This window comes from Enterobacter sp. SORGH_AS_0287, from assembly GCF_031453695.1.
In the GTDB taxonomy this organism is placed as follows: domain Bacteria; phylum Pseudomonadota; class Gammaproteobacteria; order Enterobacterales; family Enterobacteriaceae; genus Enterobacter; species Enterobacter ludwigii.
In genome coordinates this window covers 3068510-3092591 of the sequence record NZ_JAVIZW010000001.1, presented here as the reverse complement: position 1 = coordinate 3092591, position 24082 = coordinate 3068510, and the positions used below count along the sequence as shown (strand labels likewise).

Annotated in this window: 22 protein-coding genes; 7 read left to right on the top strand and 15 right to left on the bottom strand. The window is 50.7% G+C overall.

Translation table 11 applies throughout. The features are described from left to right. Positions 1-112 precede the first annotated feature (112 nt). Positions 113-769 carry a LuxR C-terminal-related transcriptional regulator gene (locus QE396_RS14705; RefSeq protein WP_309951541.1) on the bottom strand — a complete coding sequence of 219 codons (657 nt, stop codon included), beginning with the start codon at positions 767-769 and terminating at the stop codon, positions 113-115. Positions 770-1206: 437 nt separating this feature from the next. Between QE396_RS14705 and QE396_RS14700 the strand changes: the two genes are divergently transcribed. The 3 genes from QE396_RS14700 to hha all read left to right on the top strand — a co-directional run bounded on the left by QE396_RS14700 (position 1207) and on the right by hha (position 3163). Next, positions 1207-2022 (top strand): winged helix-turn-helix domain-containing protein, encoded by an 816-nt coding sequence (locus QE396_RS14700; protein ID WP_309951539.1) that lies wholly within the window; start codon positions 1207-1209, stop codon positions 2020-2022. Further along, positions 1995-2495, top strand: a complete 501-nt coding sequence (locus QE396_RS14695; RefSeq protein ID WP_309951536.1) for a hypothetical protein — start codon at positions 1995-1997, stop codon at positions 2493-2495. The genes QE396_RS14700 and QE396_RS14695 overlap by 28 nt, the downstream gene beginning before the upstream one ends. Before the next feature lie 464 nt (positions 2496-2959). Then, positions 2960-3163, top strand: coding sequence for a hemolysin expression modulator Hha (gene hha, locus QE396_RS14690; RefSeq protein ID WP_309951531.1), 204 nt, complete (start codon positions 2960-2962; stop codon positions 3161-3163). 322 nt (positions 3164-3485) lie between these two features. Here the strand turns inward: hha and QE396_RS14685 are convergent, their stop codons facing one another. From QE396_RS14685 to QE396_RS14665, 5 genes are all read right to left on the bottom strand, one after another. Next, a complete protein-coding gene (locus QE396_RS14685; RefSeq protein WP_309951529.1) occupies positions 3486-4265 on the bottom strand; it encodes a TniQ family protein in 780 nt (259 codons plus the stop codon). A gap of 312 nt (positions 4266-4577) precedes the next feature. Continuing rightward, positions 4578-5426: a TniQ family protein gene (locus QE396_RS14680; RefSeq protein WP_309951527.1), complete on the bottom strand. Its 849-nt coding sequence runs from the start codon at positions 5424-5426 to the stop codon at positions 4578-4580. 42 nt (positions 5427-5468) lie between these two features. Beyond that, positions 5469-6908: an ATP-binding protein gene (locus QE396_RS14675; protein ID WP_309951524.1), complete on the bottom strand. Its 1440-nt coding sequence runs from the start codon at positions 6906-6908 to the stop codon at positions 5469-5471. Then, positions 6905-9037, bottom strand: a complete 2133-nt coding sequence (locus QE396_RS14670; protein WP_309951522.1) for a transposase — start codon at positions 9035-9037, stop codon at positions 6905-6907. The genes QE396_RS14675 and QE396_RS14670 overlap by 4 nt, the downstream gene beginning before the upstream one ends. After that, complete coding sequence (locus tag QE396_RS14665; protein WP_309951519.1) at positions 9028-9861, bottom strand: TnsA endonuclease N-terminal domain-containing protein; 834 nt, start codon at positions 9859-9861, stop codon at positions 9028-9030. Before QE396_RS14665 ends, QE396_RS14670 begins: the two co-directional genes overlap by 10 nt. 217 nt (positions 9862-10078) lie before the next feature. Between QE396_RS14665 and QE396_RS14660 the strand changes: the two genes are divergently transcribed. Beyond that, the gene (locus QE396_RS14660) at positions 10079-10465 is read left to right on the top strand and encodes a helix-turn-helix domain-containing protein (protein WP_014168344.1); all 387 of its coding nucleotides are present in this window, start codon (positions 10079-10081) and stop codon (positions 10463-10465) included. A gap of 44 nt (positions 10466-10509) precedes the next feature. On the opposite strand, the gene QE396_RS14655 is transcribed toward QE396_RS14660, so the two are convergent. Beyond that, complete coding sequence (locus QE396_RS14655; protein ID WP_309951517.1) at positions 10510-12453, bottom strand: bifunctional 2',3'-cyclic-nucleotide 2'-phosphodiesterase/3'-nucleotidase; 1944 nt, start codon at positions 12451-12453, stop codon at positions 10510-10512. Positions 12454-12643: 190 nt separating this feature from the next. Here QE396_RS14655 and cysQ point away from each other — a divergent pair, with 190 nt between their 5' ends. Next, on the top strand, positions 12644-13384 hold the full coding sequence (gene cysQ / locus QE396_RS14650) for a 3'(2'),5'-bisphosphate nucleotidase CysQ (RefSeq protein ID WP_014168346.1): 741 nt from the start codon (positions 12644-12646) through the stop codon (positions 13382-13384). On the opposite strand, the gene QE396_RS14645 is transcribed toward cysQ, so the two are convergent. After that, positions 13378-13935, bottom strand: coding sequence for a YtfJ family protein (locus QE396_RS14645; protein ID WP_014168347.1), 558 nt, complete (start codon positions 13933-13935; stop codon positions 13378-13380). The two genes, cysQ and QE396_RS14645, sit on opposite strands and share 7 nt — an antisense overlap. Before the next feature lie 324 nt (positions 13936-14259). Between QE396_RS14645 and QE396_RS14640 the strand changes: the two genes are divergently transcribed. Further along, a complete protein-coding gene (locus QE396_RS14640; RefSeq protein WP_003856054.1) occupies positions 14260-14466 on the top strand; it encodes a DUF1107 domain-containing protein in 207 nt (68 codons plus the stop codon). A gap of 78 nt (positions 14467-14544) precedes the next feature. Here the strand turns inward: QE396_RS14640 and QE396_RS14635 are convergent, their stop codons facing one another. The 6 genes from QE396_RS14635 to QE396_RS14610 all read right to left on the bottom strand — a co-directional run bounded on the left by QE396_RS14635 (position 14545) and on the right by QE396_RS14610 (position 22154). After that, the gene (locus QE396_RS14635) at positions 14545-15882 is read right to left on the bottom strand and encodes a hemolysin family protein (RefSeq protein WP_014168349.1); all 1338 of its coding nucleotides are present in this window, start codon (positions 15880-15882) and stop codon (positions 14545-14547) included. A gap of 193 nt (positions 15883-16075) precedes the next feature. Beyond that, entirely contained in the window at positions 16076-17623 is a 1548-nt protein-coding gene (locus tag QE396_RS14630; protein WP_014168350.1) for an MFS transporter, read from the bottom strand. 67 nt (positions 17624-17690) lie between these two features. Then, positions 17691-18725, bottom strand: a complete 1035-nt coding sequence (locus QE396_RS14625) for a Gfo/Idh/MocA family protein (protein WP_151887303.1) — start codon at positions 18723-18725, stop codon at positions 17691-17693. Positions 18726-18737: 12 nt separating this feature from the next. Then, positions 18738-19805 carry a Gfo/Idh/MocA family protein gene (locus QE396_RS14620; RefSeq protein WP_244047610.1) on the bottom strand — a complete coding sequence of 356 codons (1068 nt, stop codon included), beginning with the start codon at positions 19803-19805 and terminating at the stop codon, positions 18738-18740. Positions 19806-19807: 2 nt separating this feature from the next. Next, positions 19808-20986, bottom strand: a complete 1179-nt coding sequence (locus QE396_RS14615; protein ID WP_050737589.1) for a Gfo/Idh/MocA family protein — start codon at positions 20984-20986, stop codon at positions 19808-19810. Positions 20987-21002: 16 nt separating this feature from the next. After that, a complete protein-coding gene (locus QE396_RS14610; protein ID WP_309951511.1) occupies positions 21003-22154 on the bottom strand; it encodes a Gfo/Idh/MocA family oxidoreductase in 1152 nt (383 codons plus the stop codon). Between the two features lie 193 nt (positions 22155-22347). On the opposite strand from QE396_RS14610, the gene QE396_RS14605 reads away from it, so the two are divergent. Next, positions 22348-23406 carry a LacI family DNA-binding transcriptional regulator gene (locus QE396_RS14605; protein WP_014168356.1) on the top strand — a complete coding sequence of 353 codons (1059 nt, stop codon included), beginning with the start codon at positions 22348-22350 and terminating at the stop codon, positions 23404-23406. Here the strand turns inward: QE396_RS14605 and msrA are convergent, their stop codons facing one another. After that, a complete protein-coding gene (gene msrA / locus QE396_RS14600) occupies positions 23407-24048 on the bottom strand; it encodes a peptide-methionine (S)-S-oxide reductase MsrA (protein WP_020882919.1) in 642 nt (213 codons plus the stop codon). It abuts the gene before it with no gap. Positions 24049-24082: the final 34 nt, after the last annotated feature.

The following is a 24082-nucleotide window of genomic DNA, read 5'->3' as shown; positions in this document are numbered from 1 at the left end:
TATCCCCTTTATACTGCTTTAATAAAAGGCACGCCACTGAAAGCGTGCGGGCACCTGACCATCCGGAGACAATCAATTTTAAATCCTGTTGAAGGCACTTTCGGGAGAAAATCTAAATTGCGGCAGACCAGCTTTTTACTGACGCTGAGATGTACGCCTGCTGCTTTCGGAAATAGTGCCTTTCCTCCGCTGATTTTCTTAATGTATAAATCAGATAAAAAAGATGCATAGCATTAAGTTGAGTTGCTTTATTCAGGCCGGAAACACCCATTTTCATGGCAAGGGAATTAACCCTGCCGCTGATAGTCTTTTCTGATGTATTAAGCATTTGCGCCAGGTGACGATTGGAAATGCCATTGAACAGATAAAGCATTACACTCCATTCTGATGCACGAACTTTATCCGGGTTGATTCTGAACACGCCCGATGAACATGTCAGGGACAGCTTTACAACAGCCATAAGATTGTTAATACTGATTCTGTTCGGAAGTATAAAAACATTACAGGTGTAGAATACTCTCGTTCTTGCAGGCCACTGCGCAGGCTCAATAAATATTGCGCGCGTGTTTTTATTCATAATTGCAGCCAGAATATCAATCATCAGGCTTTTTTCTGCAATATGAATAACAACAATGACTCCGTTATAGAAGTCAGAACCCTCTGTTTCGTTGATAAGACTTGCATATTCAGGTGACACAGCAACGCTGTTACCGACGCCAGTGAACGCATTACGGTAAAAAATATTATCACTGATAACAATCATCTTCATTAATAAGAGCCTTCAGATGTTCCGCACGATGTACCGGAGTCCGGCTATGTGAAAACATAATTAACGACCATTTTAATGTCGTTACGTTTGATCCCACAGAAGTTAATCCAGAAGTTAATCTTTCTTAATCCTGCTCGGGATTTTTCTTATGATACCCATGCAATCACGCCTGGAATAATGAAAGAAAAGTCTTAAGATTAACTTTGAGAATTCCTGCTACCGTCGTTAGACTCGAATCAAGACATTTGATGCAACATTCACACAACTTAAGGGGCTTAAGAAAGCGAAGTGGTGCACTTAAGAATTTACAACTGCCGCTAAAGAATTCAGGCAGATCAGCAGGTTAAGGATGAACTTGATTCGGATCTTTCTCGCGATTATTCTTAATACATGAATGGTGAAGGTAGTGACCTTCATTTTATTAACAGGAGGACAACATGCATGATGAGGGCGCGGCGCACCATGAGATTCTGGATTATTTTAAAATTGAGGAGGTAATTAATTTTTACCCCGATCGTTATCTTTTAGAAAATGCCATCAGTGGTGAAACTGTGACGCTTCTTAGTACTGCAGCGGAATGCTTCAAAATTCTGATTGAGGAGCAGGGAAGAGTTGTAACCCGAAAAGAAATGAAAGAGCAGGTATGGGGTAAGCGTGGCGTGGTGGTGAGCAGCAATACTTTTTACCAGAACATGCTTAATCTCAGGAGGGGACTCGAGAAAGTGGGTGCGGGGAGCGATCTCATCACCACACATTATGGTAAAGGTGTGGCAATTGGAGACGAGGTACACATTTCCCGGGTAAGGTATGAAAATCCGGATACTGTTTTTACAGTGAACGTCTGGTCGGAAGATAACGATAAAACCACAAAAGTAGGGACGGAAATATCAGGGGAATCATCTGCTATACTCAAAAAGAATAAAACCGTCTTTTATTTACATACTGTTAATATCTGTATGTTTGTATTATGCTTGAGCATGCTCTTCATGAATGTCATGTTAAAGAGAGATAACTATTTCAGTCAGTACACTGAAACTCCCTACCGGGTTAAGAATTGCAGTGTCTATGCAGATTTAACTCAAACAGATGAAAATGAATTGCAGGCATTTTTAAAGCACAACACGCCAGAATGTGAAGAAGGCGAAACGCTCTATCTTTCATCAATCTATCCAGTGCCACGAATGTCAGTTATCCGCTGCACTGGCAATTTTTTACCGGGGGATGAATGCGAATCAGATTATTATCTGGAATAAAAAAAACCGGATTATTTACAGCCACCATTCTGCTTTTGACTTTTCTTTTTCTGGCGATGAAGAACTGGACACAGTGGAAAGAGCTTCACTCGGCTACGATGACGTGTGATGCGATCATTAATGTTCACAAGGCAAGTCAGTTGCTCTCCGTACGTCTGCGATATACTTTTCTCGGTAAGGAAGGTACGGCAACCTTATCGGGTATTCTGAATGATGGAAATAAAACATCTGCACTTATCAGCAGGCACATCTTTTTCAGCTATAAACGTATAGATGACGGAGTATTTCTTGAGAATACAAAAACAACCATTTCACTCCAGGACACTGCGGGTCCTGAGGGGCTGAAAAATCTGCTTCCCGCCTTCTATACCGTTCATGGTGCCCGAACCAGTTTTCAGGTCTACGCGCAGAAACCAGGCGGCTATATCTTTGTTAAGGATTTTACACCGGCTTTTTACTGCGCTGAGTTTTGACCTCAACGTAGGCGGTCACACGTTTTCCGGGCCGTCCGAGATTGAGGATCTGGTCCGGGCCGTAGCCACCATCGGTGCCATGAAAGCGCGCGGAAGCATGAAAACGTCCACAGTTTCGGCAGCATTGAAATCAAAGGAAGAAAAGCAGGAACGTCAGCCCGACCCTCGTTCCCCACATGCTGGCAAAACCTGGCGGGAAGAAGAGGGGACTATGTTGCTGATGCCCTCGAATCCGTACCGGACGAAGCAGTGGATGTTCATCTGTTCTGGCTGGCCGAAAAGCTGGGGCGTACCCTCAACAGTGTGGCCAGTAGGATAGCGGCTCCCCGGTGAATGCCAAAATAGTTGAAAGATCAGTACCGCAAGTTTTCTGACGATATCCGCAAGTCTGGCTGAGCATCAGCGATTATGTTCAGCACAACGGGCTGAATTTAACCGCTTCCCGATGCTATTGCAGAAATTCCATGACGAGACAGGAATGGCTGTTACGCCTCAGACGCCGTACTTCCAGAGACACGCTTGAAAAAGTGACAGACAAGAACAAATACGATCTGACCGACGACGAGCTGGATCCCTTTAATGCAGCTGTCAATTACCGGCTGGCAGAACTGACTATGGAGAAGTTGTATGATCGGATACCGCCAGGTGTCCGGGAATTTGTAAAATAATGTAAGCGAGTTTTCTTGCGCCAAATACTCCCCTGATCTGACAGAATTATGTAAGATTTTGATATTTAAATTATGTTGTGAGAGAGCTATGTCTATAGTAGTTAAACTGAGATATCCGTCCCGGGGCTTAAGATGTCTTGCTGGACTTTTGCCGGACAGTCCAGGTCGTCACATGAACCGCATTGATTCATCCCCTTATAGATATAAAACGTTTCTGACACTTCCGTGTATTTAAATATACCACCATAAAGAGTGATTGCTTTTGCATTTTTATGCCAGAAATCAAGGAATATAAAGTATCTATCACGAAAAGAAGCCTTTATCATAACCGCAATCTCATAGTCTTCCATATTATAAAGGTGTCGGTAAGGCCTCCATCTCTTTCTGTCTCGGTAGTAATCAAGTACAGATGACATATAAAAATGACATTCGGGTGTGTTTTTATCGATTCTCTGATTGCATTCTTCAGGCAGGTAGCAATGTGTATGTAATCTGGTTTATTATATTCTCCGGAACTAATCTCATTTATCGATACGTAGTTTAAAGGTGGGGTTTCTTCTATAAGCCCGGTATGATAACAGGAATTGTAACTTCCCATCGGATATTCTCCTCTCAAAATTTGTTTAATTAGTTCATGCGAGCGTCTGACCGGTAGTGCCGGGCAGAATGTTAAGGATTTTTTATGAATATCGCAGATGTTGAGCCATTTTAGCATCCAGGATGCCCTGAAATAGCCATATCCGTTGACCTTTAACGAATCCCTGATGCAGTCGATACAGAACCCAACTGGATGGCTACCGGAAATATTATAGCTTCCTTTAATGGAATAGAGATTTTTTATAACTGACATATATTCCAGTGGGTTACCGAAGGTATGCGTATTTTTCTTGATTAAACCGGAGTTTCGACCAAGCGTAAGAATGTCCCGGTCACTATAACTCATAAAAAAATTTCTTATTTGTGTGCTGAGCTTTAAGTTAAATCGCCAGTTACCCTTATTGTCGGTCAAAGTGGCAAATTGTTCGACGCCGTTGATCATACAGACTCTGAAGATGAAGCTGTGCAGCGTTTCATCTGGCTGATAGACTGTCCTTAATAACATTTAGACATCCTTTTTATTTCGGGGGAATGTTATTGACTATATCAAATTTTTTTACGCATCTTAATATTTACACATTACCAGTTGCCTGTCTACGAATTATTGGGAGTGAAACATTTGCAACGGGTGGTTTTTTATTTTTTTAAAATCCTGGGGGGATATTGATATGTGATTTTTTCAGGCAGGAGATTCAAGGATTATATTTTTTGTAACCCATTGTATTTGATTTCGTTTTTATTTTATTCTGTCTTCAGTTGGTGTTAATACTGAACCAGACACACTACGCAGTTGCGGGTAACGGTTTCCAGGATAGCATCAGCCGATATCTAACTGATGAAGGCAATATAACAGGAGTAAGATTCTGGCAGGTGGCTGTGGTGAAGGGCTGTAAAGCAGCGCTTTCCACTGGCTTACCATATTTGTCCGCACAGGAAAGAGGGCGTTACAGGTATTCTCTGACCGGCAGGCCAGATGATTAATCTCCTCAAAGAGCGCCTGGGCATTTTCTACTGAGAGTCTGTGAAAAAGTCCTGAAATTAGCGGTGAGTCACTATGGCTGACAAAGCCAGGCGCTGACTGACATATCAGACTCAGTGCAGAAGATGTGAATCTCGCAAATTCAAAATCATAATGCCCACTGAGTGTTATTGTCTTTTCCCTGTTGTAAGGAAAGTGCAGATGCAGTGAAGAGAGTCTGGAGTCAGCAATATGATTTAGTCTGACCTGATGATGATGACAGGATGTTATGCCTGCTATCTGATGCTGTCGGTGCCAGTATGCCACACCGTATTTCCTGATATCACAGTGTGCGCACACCGGACAGTGCTTTAATACTGCAGGGTAATGCTCCGCAAAACGGCTTAATTTACAAAGCGTATGTAACCTTGGGGCAGTAACGGTCAGGTCCTTAAGCTCAGTTCGGTACTCAGGTAAAGCCCATGCAAAGAGCGGGATCAGCGTCTGGTTTAACCAGAGCTCAGGCCCGGTCTCTGCGGTGTGCTCAGAAAGGATGTTCAGCGATGTAGTTAATGACGGATGAAGAGAACGCGTGGTGTTGTTGAGAAAAGCCCTAAAAAAATGCTCTGCCGTCAGACCATAAACATTCCGCGTTCTTACGCAGCGGCTGAAAAGCGTTTCCTCCGGCAGGGCGGGCAGAATATACATGGTGCACCACATAAATGCCTGTGACTGTCTTCATTATAGCGGTCATTCCTGCGAAGGATCGGTACACAGCAGGCCGTAAGCAGCTAAGCGTCCTAAATTTCCCTGTTCTGCAGAAAGGTTCCGGAATACCGAACGGTATTCTATGCAGGCGATTTTATCCTCGAATGATTTGAGCACATCCATCGTCTTATCATACAGCTCAGTATGCTGGGGGCGGCTCAAATCTCCTGCAATAAGTACGTATGATGGCTCGCTGCCGTCGTCATTTATCGCTTCTGAAACAGGGTTTATACTGTGTGCGTCAGGCTTAACGGCAACAGAAGCAGGGACTGAAAAAATGGCTGTTAAATCCGGGAAATCCTCTGCGCGGACTGACAGGGGCGGAACGGCCGCCCGGAGTACGGCTTTATTGATGACCTCATTACCGCTGCCAATTACCCGCAGTTGCGCCCTTCTGTAAATAAGCTGTGCGACGGAAAGATTGCCTCTGGAAAGCAAAAAGAGCTCTTCGTTCAGTTCTCTGGTTAACGGTGTCTCGACGTTCGTCCACTGAAGCGGCCAGAGATAGGTAATAAAAGACTGCCAGTCTGGGGTATTGTAGCCCGGCGCTGAAATTATCATAAAGCCGCCGGATTCAGCCCTTCTTGCTATCCTGAGTTTTTTAGAGAGTGTTTCCTCAAACGGGTGATTGCCACAAAAAACAAGTGATACCCCCAGCGAATCAACAATCTCGTGCAGAAAGTCAATCAGGGTGGCTTCGCCTCCTGTGCGTGAGAATTTAAGCCGTTGCATTTCATCAATAACCAGAACCCCCAGAAAAGAGGATTTAATCTTTTGACCTATTTGTCGTGCCAGCGATCCGTTTCGGGTTGCAGGTTTCGTTGTGTCCAAACCCAGAACATTATCTAGCATCGCAAGGATGGATTCGCAGAGGTCACGGACGCTGGCATTATAGGGACAGTTTACCTTCATCCATATGACTTGATGAGAGACGCCGGGAAAACTGCCTTTGTACTCTGTATGCTCGATAACCTGAGGAAAATAACCAAGCACCTGTTCCAGCATCGTCGTTTTGCCTGAACCACTGTTCCCGACGATGGTTACGGTATCGGCACTGGGATGGAAATAGCCATCCTCAGGCTCGATATTCGGTCGTTCATCCGCGTAGTAGTGCAGGTATTGCTGAGTGCTGCTTCTTAGAGGATTTCTTGCGGCGTATCCGTCCCGGATAACTCTCTCAAGATATTTATAACATTCTGTATAGCAGGTCTGGGGGCAACGGAAATTTTTAATGCGGTCAACATAATGCCCCCTTACAGAAGCTGAGCCACTCCATCGGATATGTTCATCAGGCGGAGGAAAATGGCTGAAAGCCAGCAAAATTTCCTGATCATCAAGCACTCTGGGTAATGCTTCGATTAACGGATTACCTCTGTGTTCAGGAAGAATTGCCTCACGATACTGTGCAATGACTTTTTTCATTTTTTATCTTCCTGAGTGGTCTTGCGTCCTTTTTGCGTTGCCAGCCACCTTTCTTTTTCTTTTGGACCCGGAAGCAGAGTGATGTTATCAACTGTAGCCAGAGGAAGTTTGTGAGTTTCAGGCTCCGGAGCATCAGTGTTTCTCCCGAGCTCCTCCTTTTTATTTTTGGAAATGTTCTTCGTCCGGCTTCTGTTTTGTTCTCTGAGAGAACTGAGACGCTGCAGCCCTGCCTCGTTTAATTTCTCAGCATAATCATTCACGAGGTGGGTAACTGGTGTGACGGGTGATTTTTCATATTGCAGGTCAATCCAGTCGGCGAGCACATCTGATTCAAGATGAGGCATCCCTTTAAATATGTTCCGTTTCTCAAGTAGGTGGTGCTTTGAAAACGGTTTGTTTTTATCAAGGCGCACATAGATATGGTCAACGCAATTATCATCAATGCGGGCATCGCAACGGGATTGACCAAACACACGCGCAGCTGATGCCAGGTCATCGTCACACTCATAAAATAGATTACCGTACTGTAATCCGCCGGGGGTGAGGCAGACCTGTTCCGGCGGCAAAAGCCGGGAAATGACTTCATCTTCATTAATCGTATGGGCACTGAATCTGCTTTTTTTCAGGCTGATTTTCCAGCTGTTCAGCGGTGACATCGCGAGGTCATATTCGATCAGGAGAGGATTTATGTACGCCAGTTCTTTAAAAATAGACTGATTGTGCTCAAGGACAGCCAGAATTATTGTCCTGGTGAACTCCTGTAATGTCAGACAGGCTCGCGATGCTGGCAGTGGTTCTCCTTTGATAATTTTACCGCCCCGGGTGGAGCCCAGCAGGGGATGGATTGCCTTCTGATTCAAAATCCCGAACCGTCTCTCAACCACACTTTTTCTGTCAGCCCTGTAGACAGGCGCAATTTCAAGCGTAGTCATGGGGGTGACCTTATCCTGAGGCTGGAGACCTATCATCTCACCGTTGTCGCATATCAGCTTTACCGGGATGTGCGAGCATGGCCATTGCCTTTCAGAAATATTGATGCCGAACAGTTTGCAGAAATTCTTTTTGGGCATGAAGCAGTTAGCCAGGGCCTGTCTGGCTGCCCTCCATGAGGCATGATAGAGCGAGACATGGACGCCGGTAATCATTCTTGTTGCACGGTCCACGACCGTATAAATGGTAGGTCGGCCAATCACGCTTGTTTTGTTAAGGGCAGAGACAAGATGCACATCGGCGACAGTGGCGTCGATTTCAAATACGTCTCCTGGTAGCGTGCTGGTGTTCGCTGCAGAACCCGTGCGGGCCCGCTGATTCTGTAAGAAGTTTGATTCGGTAGATTTTGAGCGGATTCGCGTTCCGGTGGTGATCAGTTTTTTTGACCAGTACTGAAACTGCCGCGTTGACGGGATGTGGGGGGCTTCGTTTGTCTGCCGGGCTCTTTCAGTTTCGTCCCTGAAAAAGTCATTGGTGTATTTTTTATATGTTTCAGCAAGTGAGCATCCGTTAACCTTCAGATAGTACTTCCTGAGCGATTTAAGGATATTCTTTTTATCAGTGTCCCTCATTATAAACGTACTGGCGCGTTGCATCGACAGAACCCGATTTTTTTTCTTTCTGCCGAGAGGCACGGTTGTCGTTTTACGCTCTTTTCCGGGGGCACCACTTTTCGAGTAGGCCGGGAGCAGGCTATAAATGTTCTGACCATAACGCCAGTAAAGAACCAGTAGCATTCGGATATGAAGTGAATTTACCCCCTTGTCAGATGCGTACCGTACCAGCGCCAGTGAGCGTTTTGACAGTGTGTATTCAAAGAGGAACTTGTTATCGTTGATGAGAGGCAAAATCAGCTGATAATTTTCATCCCGTTTTCTTTTACTTAGCGGGTCGATATCGTCTTCATCAACAAGCATGTACACCGGAAGAACGAAACGGGTGCGAACGACAGTCCGCGTTTTGACCATGATGCAAAACCGCTGGAATGAAAATATGAAGGGTTTGCTTATCCGTCTTTCCTGAAGCTCAAATAGAATTATGGCATCCTGATCAACATCAATGTGCAAAACCCGGTATAAGCCACGCATCAGCTCATCAGAATTATTGCTTTCCCAGACACTGTTTTTTGTTATACCCATCGTTCATTCGCCTTCTGATGATATGTGTTACTTAACACACGTAGAACGCCGAGTTCAGGAATGGGGGTGGTTAAATCAACCAGAATGAACTTTTTAGCGATAACTATCTGAATCATGTTCATGATGTCGCTGGCTTCGAGATTCAATCTCCGGGCCTGAGACGAGCATAGGGCTTCTAAAGCATAGTCACCTGGCTGCAATGCCTGAACAACGTCATCGAAGGGCAGGTGTTCGTAGTGTGCCGCATCGATTCTTATGGCTGATGTTGTCCATGCAATATTTTTACTTCTTATCCTGTTAAGTTCAGACCCAACGTAAACCTTGAATTCAATATCATGCAGAGCCCAGAAAAGCCGTTCGATTTCTAATTTTTCTGCCATCCGAAGGGTAGGGGTACTGTCAGGTTTTACCGCAAAGGCTTTGTATTTTATGCCTCCGCCAGGATCTTTTATCGTCAAAAGAAAGTCGGTCGTCATCACGTAGAGAACTGGAGGGCCTTTTATTCCCCTGACGAGAGGATGCTTGACTCCGAGGTGCCCGGCTATCTGTTCGGTGAGATTAAGGGGCAGTAGGGGGAATTGCTCGCGAATATCAATAACGGAATCATTGAATTCAGCCTGATAGAAAAAATCGCTTTCAATAGAGGACATGAAGTGGTGATTTCGTTGGGTTTTCAGACCAAAAATCACAGAACGATTACCATGTGATTTTACATCCTGAACTCTAAGCCAGGGCTGGTAATCCTGAAGTTGTCCTGAACCCACACCTTTGCTCAGTGCCTTTTCGTAATCCTCGTAGGAACTTAGCCTTCGTTGACGACTCATGATACGTATTACCGCGAAAGACTATGTAAGATACATGCAGTGTACCTGACTAAAATTTAAGTATACAACTTTAGTGTCATTTCCGCCGTGTTGATTTACAACTTTGGCGCTTAATATACAACTTTATTGTCTTTTCACATCCTCTTCGTGTTTGTCTGGTGTTGTGGCACACTAGCACCATAGCTAACTTTTAGTAAGTACGTACATAAAGGTAAGTATGAAAACAACGATACCGACACTTAGCGAACAAATGCGCGATGGCAACCTCTTCGCGGAACAGTGTCCTTCCAGAGAGGTTCTCAAACATGTCACCAGCCGCTGGGGCGTGCTGATTCTGGTGGCCCTGCGGCAGGGAACCCACCGTTTCAGCGACCTGCGCCGAAAAATGGGGGGCGTCAGCGAAAAGATGCTGGCTCAGTCGCTACAGGCGCTGGAACAGGACGGGTTTGTTAATCGCGTCTCGTATCCGGTTGTACCACCGCACGTTGAGTATAGCCTGACGCCGTTAGGGACAGAGGTGAGTGAGAAAGTGGCCGCGCTGGCGGACTGGATAGAAGTGCATACGCCGCAGGTGATGGCGAACCGGGAAGAACGCGCGGCGTAAAGGCAGGCCGGGTAAGGCGAAGCCGCTACCCGGCACACACCGCGTTACTTGCTTAAATCCACCTGATAAATGGCGAAGCCAATATCATCCGTTGCAACTTTCTTCATCGGATAGTGGGCTTTATCGTTAATAAACGCCGCCGCTTTATCGGACGGTGAAGTTTCAAAACGGATGTCCAGCGGCGTGTCGCTATGAATGGGAGCCAGGCGCCAGTTGTTGTCCACTGCCGGATGAGTGCCCCCCGCTTTTTTGGACTCCGCGCTGATCCACGCCGCCAGCACCGAGCGGTTCTCGTCCGGTGAGGCAAAGGCAATATGGCTATCTCCCGTGCCGGCAAACTTGCCGCCGTAGGCGCGGTAGTTATTGGTCACCACCAGGAAAGTGGCATTCGGGTCGATGGCTTTGCCCTTAAAGGTCAGGTTTTTGATGCGCTCGGCCTGCGGGTTAATGACCTGGCATTCGCCGTCATATTTTGCAGGCTGGGTAACATCAATCTGATACTCCACGCCGTCAATCACGTCAAAGTTATAGGTCCGGAACCCGTCCCAGTTAATCAGCGACTGCGGCTTGCTGCTGTGCGGATCAATCTGGTTAAACTGCCCGGCGGAGCACTCCAGCCACGCTTTCACCTCTTTGCCCGTCGCTTTGACCACCACCAGGGTGTTCGGATAGAGGTAGAGATCGGCGGCGTTACGGAAGGTCAGCTGGCCCTTTTCGACTTCAACGTAGCTTGCCGGGTCATTCTTACGCCCGCCCACCTTGAACGGTGCCGCGGCCGACAGCACCGGCAGTTTTGCCAGGTCCGGGTCGCCCTGAATAACGTGTTCGACATAGGCTTTTTGCGCCATGTTAACCACCTGGACAGTCGGGTCATCCTGCACCAGCGCCAGGTAGCTGTACATGTTATCGGCGGATTTACCGATCGGCTTGCTGACGAAGTCGCGGGTGGCGTCGTGGTCATGCTTCAGCACGTCGACCAGTTTTTTATCTTCGGCGGCCAGTGATTTTTTAGCCGCAGCGTCGTAAATCGGGCGCGCCTCTGCTTTTGACTGAGTGACCTTCCAGTCGCCGCCGTCGTTATTGAGGACCAGATCCACCACACCAAGGTGGTCGCCCCACATTCCCGGCATCACCGACGGCACGCCATTGAGCGTCCCTTTCTCGATGTCTGCCCCCTTAATGTTGGCAAAGTCCTTACCCGGGAAGACCGCGTGGGCGTGGCCGAACAGGATCGCATCGACGCCCGGGACTTCACTCAGATAATAAACGGAGTTTTCCGCCATAGCCTGATACGGATCGGCGGAGAGTCCAGAGTGCGCAACCACTACCACCAGATCTGCGCCTTTTTCGCGCATTTCCGGCACGTATTTGCGCGCAGTTTCGGTAATATCGTTAACGGTCACTTTACCGTCGAGGTTGGCTTTATCCCAGGTCATGATTTGCGGCGGCACAAAGCCGATATAGCCGATTTTAAGCGTCTGTTTTTTACCGTCCTGATCGACAACCTCGGTCTCTTTAATCAGATAGGGGGTAAAGAGCGGCTTCTGCGTCTTAACGTCGATGATATTGGCGTTAACGTACGGGAATTTCGCGCCAGCCAGCGCATCGTGCAGGTACTTCAGGCCGTAGTTAAATTCGTGGTTGCCCAGGTTGCCGACGGTATAGTCCAGGGTGTTCATCGCTTTATACACCGGGTGGATCTCGCCTTTCTTCAGCCCCTTCGCCGCCATGTAGTCCCCGAGCGGGCTACCCTGAATGAGATCGCCGTTGTCGACCAGCACGCTGTTTTTAACTTCATTGCGGGCGGCAGCGATCAAACTTGCCGTGCGTACCAGTCCGAATTTTTCCGTCGGGGTATCTTTGTAGTAATCGAAGTCCATCATGTTGCTGTGCAGGTCGGTAGTTTCCAGAATTCGCAGGTCTACCGTCGCCGCCTGTACGCTCACTGCAATCAGCGTCGCCAGGAGCGTTGCGCTAAACTTAATCATCAGAGGAGTCCTTTTTTCGATCCAGGCCACAAAAGAGTATGTATCTATAGCGTGTTGCTTACAGAAATGTGAATCCTGACAGAAAAAAGCGCCATGAAACCAGAATTGCTTCACAGATAGCGGAATTGTTCCCATTACGATATAACTAAAACAAAGAGTTAACCCCACTGCGTTAACAAAGAGGTGGAGAATGTTAGATAAGATTTGTCAGCTCGCACGGGATGCGGGAGATGCCATCATGCAGGTGTATGACGGTGCAAAACCGATGGAGGTCGTCAGCAAGGCAGATGACTCTCCGGTCACCGCGGCAGATATCGCGGCTCACAAGGTGATCCTGCAAGGACTGCAGGCCTTAACGCCGGATATCCCGGTCCTGTCAGAAGAAGCGCCGCAGAGCTGGGACGAGCGTCAGCACTGGCAGCGTTACTGGCTGGTGGACCCCCTCGACGGCACCAAAGAGTTTATCAAGCGTAACGGTGAGTTCACCGTCAACATCGCGCTGATTGAAAAAGGCAAAGCGGTGCTTGGGGTGGTATACGCGCCGGTGATGAAGGTCATGTACAGCGCTGCAGACGGTAAGGCGTGGAAGGAAGAGTGCGGCGTGCGTAAGCAGATTCAGGTGCGCGATGCGCGTCCACCGCTGGTGGTGATCAGCCGGTCGCACAGCGACAGCGAACTGCAGGAATATCTGCAACAGCTGGGTGAACACCAGACGACCTCGATTGGTTCATCACTGAAATTCTGTCTGGTGGCGGAAGGTCATGCCCAGCTCTACCCTCGCTTTGGGCCAACGAACGTCTGGGATACCGCGGCAGGGCATGCGGTCGCCACGGCCGCCGGGGCACATGTTCATGACTGGCAGGGTAAGCCGCTGGACTACACCCCGCGCGAATCCTTCCTTAACCCCGGCTTCCGCGTCTCTATTTATTGAGCCAGCAGTTTGTGCAGCAGGGCGACAACCTGCTGCACCTCTTCCTGGGTTAATGCCCCGTCTTTCACCCACTGCACGCGGCCGTCTTTATCCAGCACGATGATTGCGGAGCTCTCTTCCTCCAGCTGCCACGCCTTACGCGTCACGCCGTTGCTGTCGACAATAAACTGCGACCACGGATAGAGTTTTTTATTGCTCTCAAGGCTTGAACGCACAAACATTCCGGAGCCAGGAATGGCATCGTCAGTATTAACAATCGTGGTGGTCTGGTAGCGGTCGTGTGGGAATTTTGCGGCCTTGATCGCTTCCACCAGGTTGGCATTTTTCTCTTTTGCGGATGTACGACCGGCAATATGTTGTACAACTCTCACTTTGCCTGCGAGCTGCGCGCTATTCCACGCTTTGTAGCTAAACTTATCATTGTCGAGAATCAATTCTCCCCGGTCAGCAATGCCGACTGGTGGTACTCGTTGTCCTTTTTCAATCGCGTGAGCGCTAGCCCACAGGGGCAGAAGCAGGCAGGCTGCTGCAAGGATAGTACGTAGGGTCATGGTGTTTCCTTATTGTTTGCAGGTGATCCGACCACTTGGTCATACGCTTTTAATCATAAGTGCGATCAATGTGGTTTTCCCGCAATCCCGATGCCAGTTTGCGGGTGAACGCACATATCCATGAAAAAATGACGGCTTATACTGCCCTGAGTGAAGCTTTGCAAAGATTATTCTGAATAATTGTAATCAAACGGTAAATAAACTTATGCATACTGGGTAACACCGTAGTTCTGGTCTATAGTCTTTGGGCAACAAAATTTGCGCTCAGGACAGTCGGGCCGATTGTGGCACCGCAAGAGCGTATGATTCGCAGGAGATACAAGAATGAAAATTTTCCAACGCTACAACCCGCTTCAGGTGGCGAAGTACGTGAAGATCCTGTTCCGTGGACGGTTGTATATCAAGGATGTTGGCGCTTTTGAGTTTGATAAGGGCAAGATCCTTATCCCAAAAGTGAAGGACAAGCAGCACCTGTCTGTGATGTCTGAAGTCAACCGTCAGGTTATGCGTCTGCAAACTGAGATGGCTTAACCAACGTGCTATGCAGTAGTTAAAAACGCAGTTGATAAAAAAACGGCTCCCGATGGGAGCCGTTGATGTTTATGGACCTTACGCCGACACTTTCTCTTCTGCGTCAGGCATCCGCGGCACCAGCACGGTCGGTTTATTATCGATACGCGTCACCAGCAGCTGGTCGATGCGGTAGTTATCAATATCCACCACTTCAAACTTGTAGCCAGAGAACTTCACCGAGTCGGTACGTTTCGGGATTTTTCGCAGCATAAACATCATAAAGCCGCCAATGGTCTCGTAATTACCTGACTGCGGGAACTCGTCGATATCCAGCACGCGCATGACATCGTCAATCGGCGTACCGCCGTCGATAAGCCATGAGTTCTCATCACGCTGAACAATCTGCTCTTCCAGACCCTGGCCAACCAGGTCGCCCATCAGCGTGGTCATCACATCGTTGAGGGTGATGATGCCCACCACCAGCGCGTATTCGTTCATGATAACGGCAAAATCTTCACCGGCCGTTTTGAAGCTTTCCAGCGCTTCAGAGAGGGTGAGGGTATCCGGAACAATCAGGGTATTGCGGATCTGAACGCCGCTGTTGAGCGCCAGGCTCTGGTTGGCCAGCACGCGGTTCAGCAGGTCTTTCGAGTCCACATAACCGATGATGTGGTCGATATCTTCATTACAGACCAGGAACTTGGAGTGCGGGTGCTCGGCCACCTTTTGCTTCAGGCTCTGCTCGTCTTCGTGCAGGTCGAACCAAATCACGTTTTCACGTCCGGTCATGGATGACGGTACGGTACGGGATTCCAGCTCAAACACGTTCTCAATTAACTCGTGCTCCTGCTTGCGCAGCACGCCCGCCAGGGCACCCGCTTCGAAGACCGCATAGATATCATCAGAGGTGATATCGTCTTTTCGCACCATCGGAATTTTAAACAGGCGGAAAATGCTATTGGCCAGGCCGTTGAAGAACCACACCAGCGGGCGGAACAGGAACAGGCAGAAGCGCATCGGGTTGATGATGCGCAAAGCCACAGCTTCTGGCGCAATCATACCGATGCGTTTCGGGGTCAGATCAGCGAAGAGGATGAACAGGCCAGTCACCAGCGAGAAGGAGAGAATAAAACTCAGTTGCTCGGAGAGTTCAGGTGAAAAGTAGCGTGCGAAGAGGCCATGAAACACCGGTGAAAATGCTGCATCCCCCACGATACCGCCCAGGATGGCGACCGCGTTCAGGCCAATCTGCACCACGGTGAAAAACATTCCCGGGTTTTCCTGCATTTTGAGTATGCGTGATGCGTTAACGTTGCCTTCGTCAGCAAGCAGTTTCAGTTTGATTTTACGGGAGGCGGCCAGCGAGATCTCGGATATCGAGAAAAATGCACTGACGGCAATGAGACAAAGTATCACTAAAATACTGTTTAACATAGTTTATCCGGCTTCAGCCAGATCCTCGGAAGGGAAGTTAATTACATTTGTGTGAAGACACATAGAACGTCAGCTCGTAGCGTTGAGCTGATTATTTCAGCGGGTAGTATAGCGTAAAGGCGTGTAAATCTGCCAGAGGTCACATTTTGGCATAAAACCGGCCGGACAGCGAAGCGCTGTCCGGTACGTACGGCTATTTTACTGCGGATAAACTGGCGTTTCCTGCCGCCCGGCGCGTGGCATCCCCTCCCCACACCTGGTCATACTCATAGCCGGTGAGCTGTTTGATCACCACGCGGGTGTTGGCGTCGCAGTCGCGATAATCTCCGCCCAACTTGCGGCGCGCAATCTCCTTCAGCAGCAGCTTGTGCGTCTCGCGGGTCAGTTTAAATTTATAGGTCGTGAAGAAGCTCACGGCCAGAAGGGCCGCCGTCGCGAAAATCAGCAGGCCGATAATGGCCCCCAGCGCGCTTTCAGGCTGTGCGCCGCTGCCCTTCACAAACCCTGACTCCTGCAGCACCAGACCGATGATCATAATGGCAATCGCCACGGTGCTTTTGCGGGTCAATACCATCACCCCGGCAAAAATCCCTTCGCGGCGCTGCTGCGTTACAATCTCATCGATATCAGGGATGAAACTGTAGATATTCCACGGGATGTAATAAAGACCAGAGCGGGCGGCACCGAGCAGGATAAAGACCCCCGAGAACAGCAGCGTTGGCACCTGCGTTTTGGTGAGGTAGACCGTAAACAGGAATACCAGCACGGCGAAGATACAGCCATAAGAGAGGCGCAGCGCCGCGGACGGCGTGATATTCAGCCGGTTCAAAAGCAGCATAAATCCGTACGTGCCTGGTACCGAAGCAAAGGCGGCAATGCTCAGCCAGCCCGACACGGCCGCCGCATCCTGGCTCAGACAATAAACGACATAATAGGTAAAGACCGAGCCGAAGACGTCCATCGCAGTAAACGAGAAGATATAAATAATGATATGCAGGCGGAATGCGCGGATGCGAAAGGACGAAAAGAGGTCCAGTACCAGATATTTCAGATGATTGGCTACCCCGCTGCTGCGCTGGTTATCTATCTTAAAATCGGACTCCTGATGCACATCTTTCGCTTCCCACGTGGTGTACCACGTAATAAACACCGCAAGGCAAAAAACGCAGGAAAATATCAGTCCGGTGAGCGTATAGGTAAACGGATTGTCTTTCCCGGTGAACTGCATAATGACGCCGGGGACGGAAACGGCAAGGAACCCCCCAAGCTGAGAGCAGATCATGCGCACCCCTGAAAGTCGGCTGCGCTCTTCGTAGCGGTTCGTCATTTCTGCGGCCAGCGTCTCCCACGGCACTAACACCATCGCCGACAGCAGTTCAATAGAGAGATAGGTTCCAAGGTAATACCAGTATCCCATATCCGTCAGCCACAGCAGGGCATACAAAAACATTAACGGGGAACTCAGTAATAAAAAGAAACGGCGACGGCCAAATTTACGGCCGAGCCAGGTACCCGCAAAATTATCAGTGATATAACCCATGATCGGGCTTAACAGCGCATCAATGACGCGGGCGATAGCAAATATAGAGCCCGCTTCAATAACAGACAGCCCGCAATAGGTCGTGTAAAAAAATAACAGCCAGGTGCCGATAATGGCGAAAGCGCCTCCGCCAAACAGATCGGTTATGCCGTAGCCAAGCGCCACGCCATAACCAACTCTACGTTCAGTTGGTTTGACCATAATAATATCCAGTGTAGGGTAATGATTAACCCGTTTTACGGGGCGTATTTTTATTAACGTCTGGAATTCAAATTACGTTCTGGTTGTTGATATTTATCCATTGTCTTGTTTGAGATGACCGATAAATAGCCTCCACAAGGGTGAGTGATTTTCCGGCGGTACGGATATCGATATAGTCTCTGTTTTCCGGATGATGAACGGCAGTATAAAACCGGCGGATCGCCTGCTGATGACCCAGCCCCCAGTAGCTTTTTACCGTGCCGTCGGGGGAATCATCGCTTGCCAGTTTTAACCGCTCACCCGGTGTGACGCGCCAGAGAGTGTTGTCATTCAGCAGCAGCGAGCCGTGCTCACAGTGGATCTCCAGCAGGAGAGGGGCGTCCGTGGTGTGGCAATTGCTGGCATAAAACAGGCCGCGGGCGCCGTTGGCGAAGTGTAGCGTGGCCATTGCGCTGTCTTCGCCTTCGGTCACGTCTGCCAGCTCACCGCTATCCACCACGCCTTTCACTCGCGTCACGCCTTCACCGAACCACTGCATCAGGTCGAGCGTATGGATTGCCTGGTTGATCAGCAGACTCCCGCCTTCTGTCGCCAGCCGACCGCGCCAGGGGCTTTGCGTGTAGTAAGCGCCCGCGCGTGACCATGTGAGTACTGCCCTGATGCTGAGCATTTTCCCCAGCTGTCCATGGCCTAACTCCTGCCGAATACGCTGGCTGGTGGGGTTGAGTCGGTTCTGATAGCACACGCCGAGCAGGCTCTGAGCCAAATCGGCAGCACGGGTGATATCAATGAGTTCACGGGTGTTCATGCCCACCGGTTTTTCGCAAAAAACATGCTTCCCGGCGGCGAGTGCCGCCAGAATCATCTCTTTATGCTCGAAATGGGGCGTACAGATGTGTACCACGTCGATGGCATCATCCAGCAGCATTTCCCGGTAATCCTGATAAAAACGGCATTGATAGTCTTTCGCCAGCGCCAGTCCTTTAACGCTGTCGATGTCGACCAGCGCACGCAGCGCGACGTTGGGTATCTGGCGCAGGGCATTGACATGGCAGCCATGAATCGCCCCGCTGCCGATGATAGCGGTATTCAGGATAGTCATCTTCGGCTCCCCTTAACCCGCCGCGTTAGCGAGCATTTGAGCCTTCACGCAGAGCTCCGCAGCCTTGAAGGCGTGCGCCTGCGTCATGGCATTTTCAGTCCGATGGAGACAGTCGAGGATCAGTTCGCCAAAGAACGGGAATCCGACCTGGCCTGCCACCGGATAACGGAACTCCCCCTCTTTATTGACGAGATAAACCACATCCTGCTCGCCGCGGGTTAAATCGACGTATTTGCGGATTTCGATGTAGCCCTCGGTGCCGAGCAGCGTCAGTCGCCCGTCACCCCATGTGGACAGCCCGTCCGGGGTAAACCAGTCGCAGCGGAAGTAGCCGCTGGCACCGTTTTCGCCTTTGAGCATTGCGTCGCCAAAATCCTCAAAGGCGGGGTACTGCGGGTGTTTAACGTTCCGGACCTGGCTTGCCATCACGGTGGCATCGCGGTTGCCGGTGTAAAAAAGGAACTGCTCAATCTGATGGCTGCCGATGTCACACAGGATGCCGCCGAAGTATCGCCGATCGTAAAACCAGTCTGGCCTTCCTTCGCCTTCACGGTGTGGGCCTGTCCCCAGCGTTTGTACCACGTCGCCGATGGCACCTTGCTTTACCAGTTGACCGGCAAAGACAGCACTCTCAACATGCAGACGTTCGCTGTAGTAAACCGCGTATTTCTTACCGGTTTTTTCAACCATCGCTTTGGCATCTGCCAGCTGTTCAAGGGTGGTGAGCGGCGCTTTGTCGGTAAAGTAATCCTTCCCCGCCGCCATCGATTTCAGCCCCAGCGCACAACGTTCAGAGGGGATGGCGGCGCCTGCCACCAGACGCACCTCGTTATCGGCGAGGATCGCCTCCAGCGAATCCGCCACTCTGGCCTGCGGATACTGCTGGATAAATTTTTCCACTCTGGACGGATCGGGATCGTAAACCCATTTCAGCGTGGCGCCGGCTTCAATCAGCCCGTTACACATTCCATAAATATGCCCGTGGTCGAGCGCGGCAGCGGCAAAGACAAATTCACCTTCCCGGACAACCGGCTGAGGTTTGCCGACTGGCGCGTAGTTCATTCCGTCATGTTTATTCATCTTCAGATTCCTCGATCCAGATCTTTACCCAGGGGGATAGCGCCCACTTCGCTGAAGTTGGCCACGCTTGCGGATTTCTCATGAAAACGGGGGGCGAGGGTGTTAATCCCGCCGGTACGGTAAAACGGATCGTCACGTGGAATGGGGAGCGAGACCACGGTGCGGGTGATGGCAGATTTATAAATTGCGGTAATCAACTCCAGCGAGCGTTTTCCCTGTAATCCATCCACCAGCGGGGCCGTGCCGCGTTCAATACTCAGCAGCAGGTCGTTAATCTGCCCGGTATGCAGCGTCCACGCGAGTGCCGGCGTCTGCGCAAAAACAGCGTTGAGCTGTGCTTCCCGCTGCTGGTCGTGAGTTTCCTGAGGAAAACCGTTATCGGCACTCACGCTGGCACAGGCTTGCCAGGGGGCAGAGATGCGCGCGCGCTCGCCCTGGATGACGATCGTCTGATCTTCGCCGTGATGCACCACCGAGGCGGTAAGCTGCGTGAGTGCGCCGCTGGGATATTTGAATATTGCGGCGCTGAGGTCTTCCACTTCGGCATTGTCATGCGCCACGTTGGTCATCATCGCCACCACCTCGGATGGAAACCCGAGCATCCACTGAATAGCGTCGATATGGTGAACCGCGTGATTGAGCGTGCAGCCGCCCCCCTCTTTTTCCCAGGTGCCACGCCACCACAGATCGTAATAGCAGTGGCCGCGCCACCAGAACGAATCCACCTGTGCATGGCAGATTTTGCCCGCGAGGCCGGAATCCAGCGCTGCTTTTAAGCGCCAGAAGGCATCGGTAAAGCGATTTTGCGCAATGATGGAGAGCGTTTTACCGCTGGCCTGCTGAGCCGCAATCATCGCGTCGCACTCCTCAAGCGAGGCGGCCATCGGCTTTTCACACAGCACATGACACCCGGCCTCCAGTGCATCAATGCTGATCTGTGCGTGGACATACGGCGGGGTGCAGACATCGACGATATCGACGTCTGGCTCGGATGCCAGCATCTGCTGATGGCTCTCATACACGCGGGCCTGCGTCAGGCCGTAGCGCGTTTTTTTCTCGTGCGCTTTTTCCGGGTAGATATCCACCAGCGCGACAATCCGGCAGCGCTGACCAAACTGCAAATAACCCTGAATATGGTTATGTGAGATATTGCCTGTACCTACAATGGCGATATTTAGCATCGTGTCGTCTCCGGAGTTACCAGGTGCCTGAGGCATCAAGCGTCACGTTTATGGCCTCTTTAGCAACAGAGGTGCTGATGCGTTGCTGGAGCAGGCGCAAGTAGTGTTTCTCGTTGATCGGCAGTTCGACCCAGTCGTCAGTCCAGGTGGAAAGATGCATGGCATTGGAGAGCGTCAGGCCGTGGATCCCGTCCAGGCCCGGCGCAATCAGCGGTTCACCGCGCAGGATGGCGGCGCAGACGTTTGCGGTAATGACATGATGTTCGCTGCATTCGGCGGCGACAGGAATGTCGACCTCCCAGCATTCAGGCTCCCCAAAACCGTTTTGCCAGCGGGCGTTAAAGTCGGTTTCGGACTCACGTAGCCGCCAGTAGCGAAGCCGCCCCTCTTCGACCACCACTTTGCCGCGATCCCCGACGATCTCCAGGCGATTTGTCCCCGGCGTTTCTGCCACGGTAGTGATAAATACACCGGTAGCCCCACCGGCATACTCGGCATAGGCGGTGACCTCGTCTTCCACTTCAATGTCACGATGTTTGCCGAACTGGCAAAACGCGCGCAGGCGGACCGGCATGCCCACCAGCCACTGCCAGAGATCGAGCTGATGCGGATCCTGGTTGAGCAAGACGCCGCCGCCTTCTCCTTTCCAGGTCGCGCGCCAGCCGCCGGAGTTGTAGTAGCTCTGCGAGCGGTACCAGTTGGTGATTATCCAGTTAGAACGGCGGATCTCGCCCAGCTCGCCGCTGTCGATAAGATCCTTAACCTTCCGGTAGAGCGGGTTTGGTCGCTGGTTGTACATGATGCCAAACACCACGTCGCACTCGCGCGCGCAGGCGTTCATCTCCTGCACCTGCGCCGTATAAACGCCTGCCGGTTTTTCACACAGGGTATGAATGCCGTTACGCATCGCCAGCATCGACAGGCGCGGATGTTCGTAATGGGGCGTGGCGACAATCACCGCGTCGATAAGCCCGCTCTGGATCATCTCCTGGGCATCACTGAACAGGGGAATGGCCCCCACCAGCTGGCGAATGGCCGGGTGTTTTTCCGGTGCATTGTCACAAACCGCCGTCAGGCAGGCGTCATTGACCGTACCCGCGAGTAAATAACGTGCGTGGACCGTACCGATATTACCTATACCAATAATGCCAAAACGTACCTTCTCCATGTCACACCTTAATTTCAGTTGAAAAGAAGTGATGACCGGAAAATAGGAAAGGCGAGGCGTAGCGACAATGTGTTTTTGTGAGAATACTCGCAAGGTGAATAAGTAATCTCCAGGCTTTCTGAAATTTGGTTTTAAAATCAAAAGGCTGTTTCTGCAAATATTTGCAAAAACTGATTGAGAGCGAGGTCACACTATGCCGGGCAGGTTAAAAATGGAGGAGATCGCGGCCCTCACGGGATATTCCGTTAGCACGGTGTCGAGGGTATTAAGCGGCAAGTCATATACCAGCGATAAAGCCCGGGATGCGATCGTTCGCACCGCACGAGAGCTGGGCGTGCTGGAGTCCATGGCCAGTGGACGGCTGTTGATTAACGGTATTGCCGTTTTTGCTCCGGAAAGAACCTTTCAGGGGCGCGGCGATATTTTTTATCTTGAGGTGACCAAAGGGATTGCTGAGGCCTGCTCGCCACACAATGTGTGGGTCAGCTGTTGCGGATTAGAAGAACAGCACGCCGATGTAAAATTATTTATGGAAAAGGCCAGCCAGAAGAACATCAACGCGATAATTATTATTGGTACTGATGATGCCACCATATTTAAACTGGCCAGCACGCTCAATAAACCCTGCGTCTTAATTAATTCCGTGGACCGGGAGCGGGTACTGGATTCGGTATCACCCGATCACCGGGCGATTGGCTTCACCGCCATGCAGTATCTCTTTGAACAGGGGCACCGGCGGGTCCTGACGCTGACCTGCCTTCGGCGAGATACGCTTTACGCTCGTCTGGATGGCATTAAAGAGGCGTATCGCCATTTTCACGTCGCCTTTGAGCCGCAGCGTGATTTACTCGTGACGGAGTGGTTTACCGCAGACGAAGCCGAGCGGGCGCTGGATGAGTGGCTGCTGAGTCATGACAGAGCGCAGTGGCCTGAGGTGATTTTCCCGAACAGCACCAGCATGACCGAAGGTGTGGTGAGGGCATTAACCCGCCACGGGCTGCGCGTCCCGGAAGACATCTCTCTGATTACCACCGATTTTGCCTGGAATTTAGCGCACCGGCTGGAAAAACCGGTCACGGGGGTCACGGTGCCCTGCCGCGAACTGGGGATTGAGGCCGTGCACCTGCTGCAGACCCGCCTTAACAGGCCGCAGGCACCGGTTTTTAACCTGCTGTTGCAGGGAAAAGTCATGAATTATGGGTCGGTCAGTAATGCCACGCGCCACGCGGCTCGCGTGGCGCTAGACCAGTAATCAGGCCAGCTGTGGCGGCAGGCAGACGCCGATACCCCCGATACCGCAGTAGCCGTACGGGTTTTTATGCAGGTACTGCTGGTGGTCGTCTTCCGCATAGTAGAACGGTTTGGCAGAGGCGATTTCCGTGGTGACCTCGCGGTTGTCACCGGCATCGTGCATCGCTTTCTGGAAGCGCTCAAGGCTTGCGCGGGCGGCCGTCTCCTGCTCAGGAGTGAGAGGGTAGATAGCCGAGCGGTACTGGGTGCCGTGGTCGTTACCCTGACGCATGCCCTGGGCCGGGTCGTGGTTTTCCCAGAACACCTGCAGAAGTTGCTCATAGCTAATGACGGCAGGGTCATACACCACGCGTACGGCTTCGGCATGACCGGTCTCGCCAGAGCACACTTCGCGGTAGGTTGGGTTTGGCGTATACCCCCCCGTGTAGCCCGCCGCGGTGCTGTAAACGCCGGGGAGTTGCCAGAAGAGACGTTCTACGCCCCAGAAGCAGCCCATGGCGAACAGGGCGATTTCCATTCCATCAGGAACGTTTGTCATTGAATGGCCATTCACGGCGTGTAAGGTCGCCACAGGCATAGGGGTGTTGCGTCCCGGTAATGCATCAGCTTGTGAAACAAGATGCTTTTTGTCGAATAAACTCACGATGGGGGCCTCCCGGGCTGCGATGTTTCGGTTA

Bases quoted from the DNA above. Each gene is read 5' to 3' on its own strand.
- QE396_RS14620 (WP_244047610.1), bottom strand. From the start codon at position 19,805: ATGAATAAACATGACGGAATGAACTACGCGCCAGTCGGCAAACCTCAG.
- QE396_RS14625 (WP_151887303.1), bottom strand. From the start codon at position 18,725: ATGACTATCCTGAATACCGCTATCATCGGCAGCGGGGCGATTCATGGC.
- QE396_RS14605 (WP_014168356.1), top strand. From the start codon at position 22,348: ATGCCGGGCAGGTTAAAAATGGAGGAGATCGCGGCCCTCACGGGATAT.
- QE396_RS14685 (WP_309951529.1), bottom strand. From the start codon at position 4,265: ATGTTATTAAGGACAGTCTATCAGCCAGATGAAACGCTGCACAGCTTC.
- QE396_RS14660 (WP_014168344.1), top strand. From the start codon at position 10,079: ATGAAAACAACGATACCGACACTTAGCGAACAAATGCGCGATGGCAAC.
- QE396_RS14670 (WP_309951522.1), bottom strand. From the start codon at position 9,037: ATGGGTATAACAAAAAACAGTGTCTGGGAAAGCAATAATTCTGATGAG.
- cysQ (WP_014168346.1), top strand. From the start codon at position 12,644: ATGTTAGATAAGATTTGTCAGCTCGCACGGGATGCGGGAGATGCCATC.
- QE396_RS14645 (WP_014168347.1), bottom strand. From the start codon at position 13,935: ATGACCCTACGTACTATCCTTGCAGCAGCCTGCCTGCTTCTGCCCCTG.
- QE396_RS14635 (WP_014168349.1), bottom strand. From the start codon at position 15,882: ATGTTAAACAGTATTTTAGTGATACTTTGTCTCATTGCCGTCAGTGCA.
- QE396_RS14610 (WP_309951511.1), bottom strand. From the start codon at position 22,154: ATGGAGAAGGTACGTTTTGGCATTATTGGTATAGGTAATATCGGTACG.
- QE396_RS14640 (WP_003856054.1), top strand. From the start codon at position 14,260: ATGAAAATTTTCCAACGCTACAACCCGCTTCAGGTGGCGAAGTACGTG.
- QE396_RS14680 (WP_309951527.1), bottom strand. From the start codon at position 5,426: ATGTATATTCTGCCCGCCCTGCCGGAGGAAACGCTTTTCAGCCGCTGC.
- QE396_RS14655 (WP_309951517.1), bottom strand. From the start codon at position 12,453: ATGATTAAGTTTAGCGCAACGCTCCTGGCGACGCTGATTGCAGTGAGC.
- hha (WP_309951531.1), top strand. From the start codon at position 2,960: ATGACGAGACAGGAATGGCTGTTACGCCTCAGACGCCGTACTTCCAGA.
- QE396_RS14665 (WP_309951519.1), bottom strand. From the start codon at position 9,861: ATGAGTCGTCAACGAAGGCTAAGTTCCTACGAGGATTACGAAAAGGCA.
- QE396_RS14675 (WP_309951524.1), bottom strand. From the start codon at position 6,908: ATGAAAAAAGTCATTGCACAGTATCGTGAGGCAATTCTTCCTGAACAC.
- QE396_RS14705 (WP_309951541.1), bottom strand. From the start codon at position 769: ATGAAGATGATTGTTATCAGTGATAATATTTTTTACCGTAATGCGTTC.
- QE396_RS14695 (WP_309951536.1), top strand. From the start codon at position 1,995: ATGCGAATCAGATTATTATCTGGAATAAAAAAAACCGGATTATTTACA.
- QE396_RS14630 (WP_014168350.1), bottom strand. From the start codon at position 17,623: ATGGTCAAACCAACTGAACGTAGAGTTGGTTATGGCGTGGCGCTTGGC.
- QE396_RS14700 (WP_309951539.1), top strand. From the start codon at position 1,207: ATGCATGATGAGGGCGCGGCGCACCATGAGATTCTGGATTATTTTAAA.
- QE396_RS14615 (WP_050737589.1), bottom strand. From the start codon at position 20,986: ATGCTAAATATCGCCATTGTAGGTACAGGCAATATCTCACATAACCAT.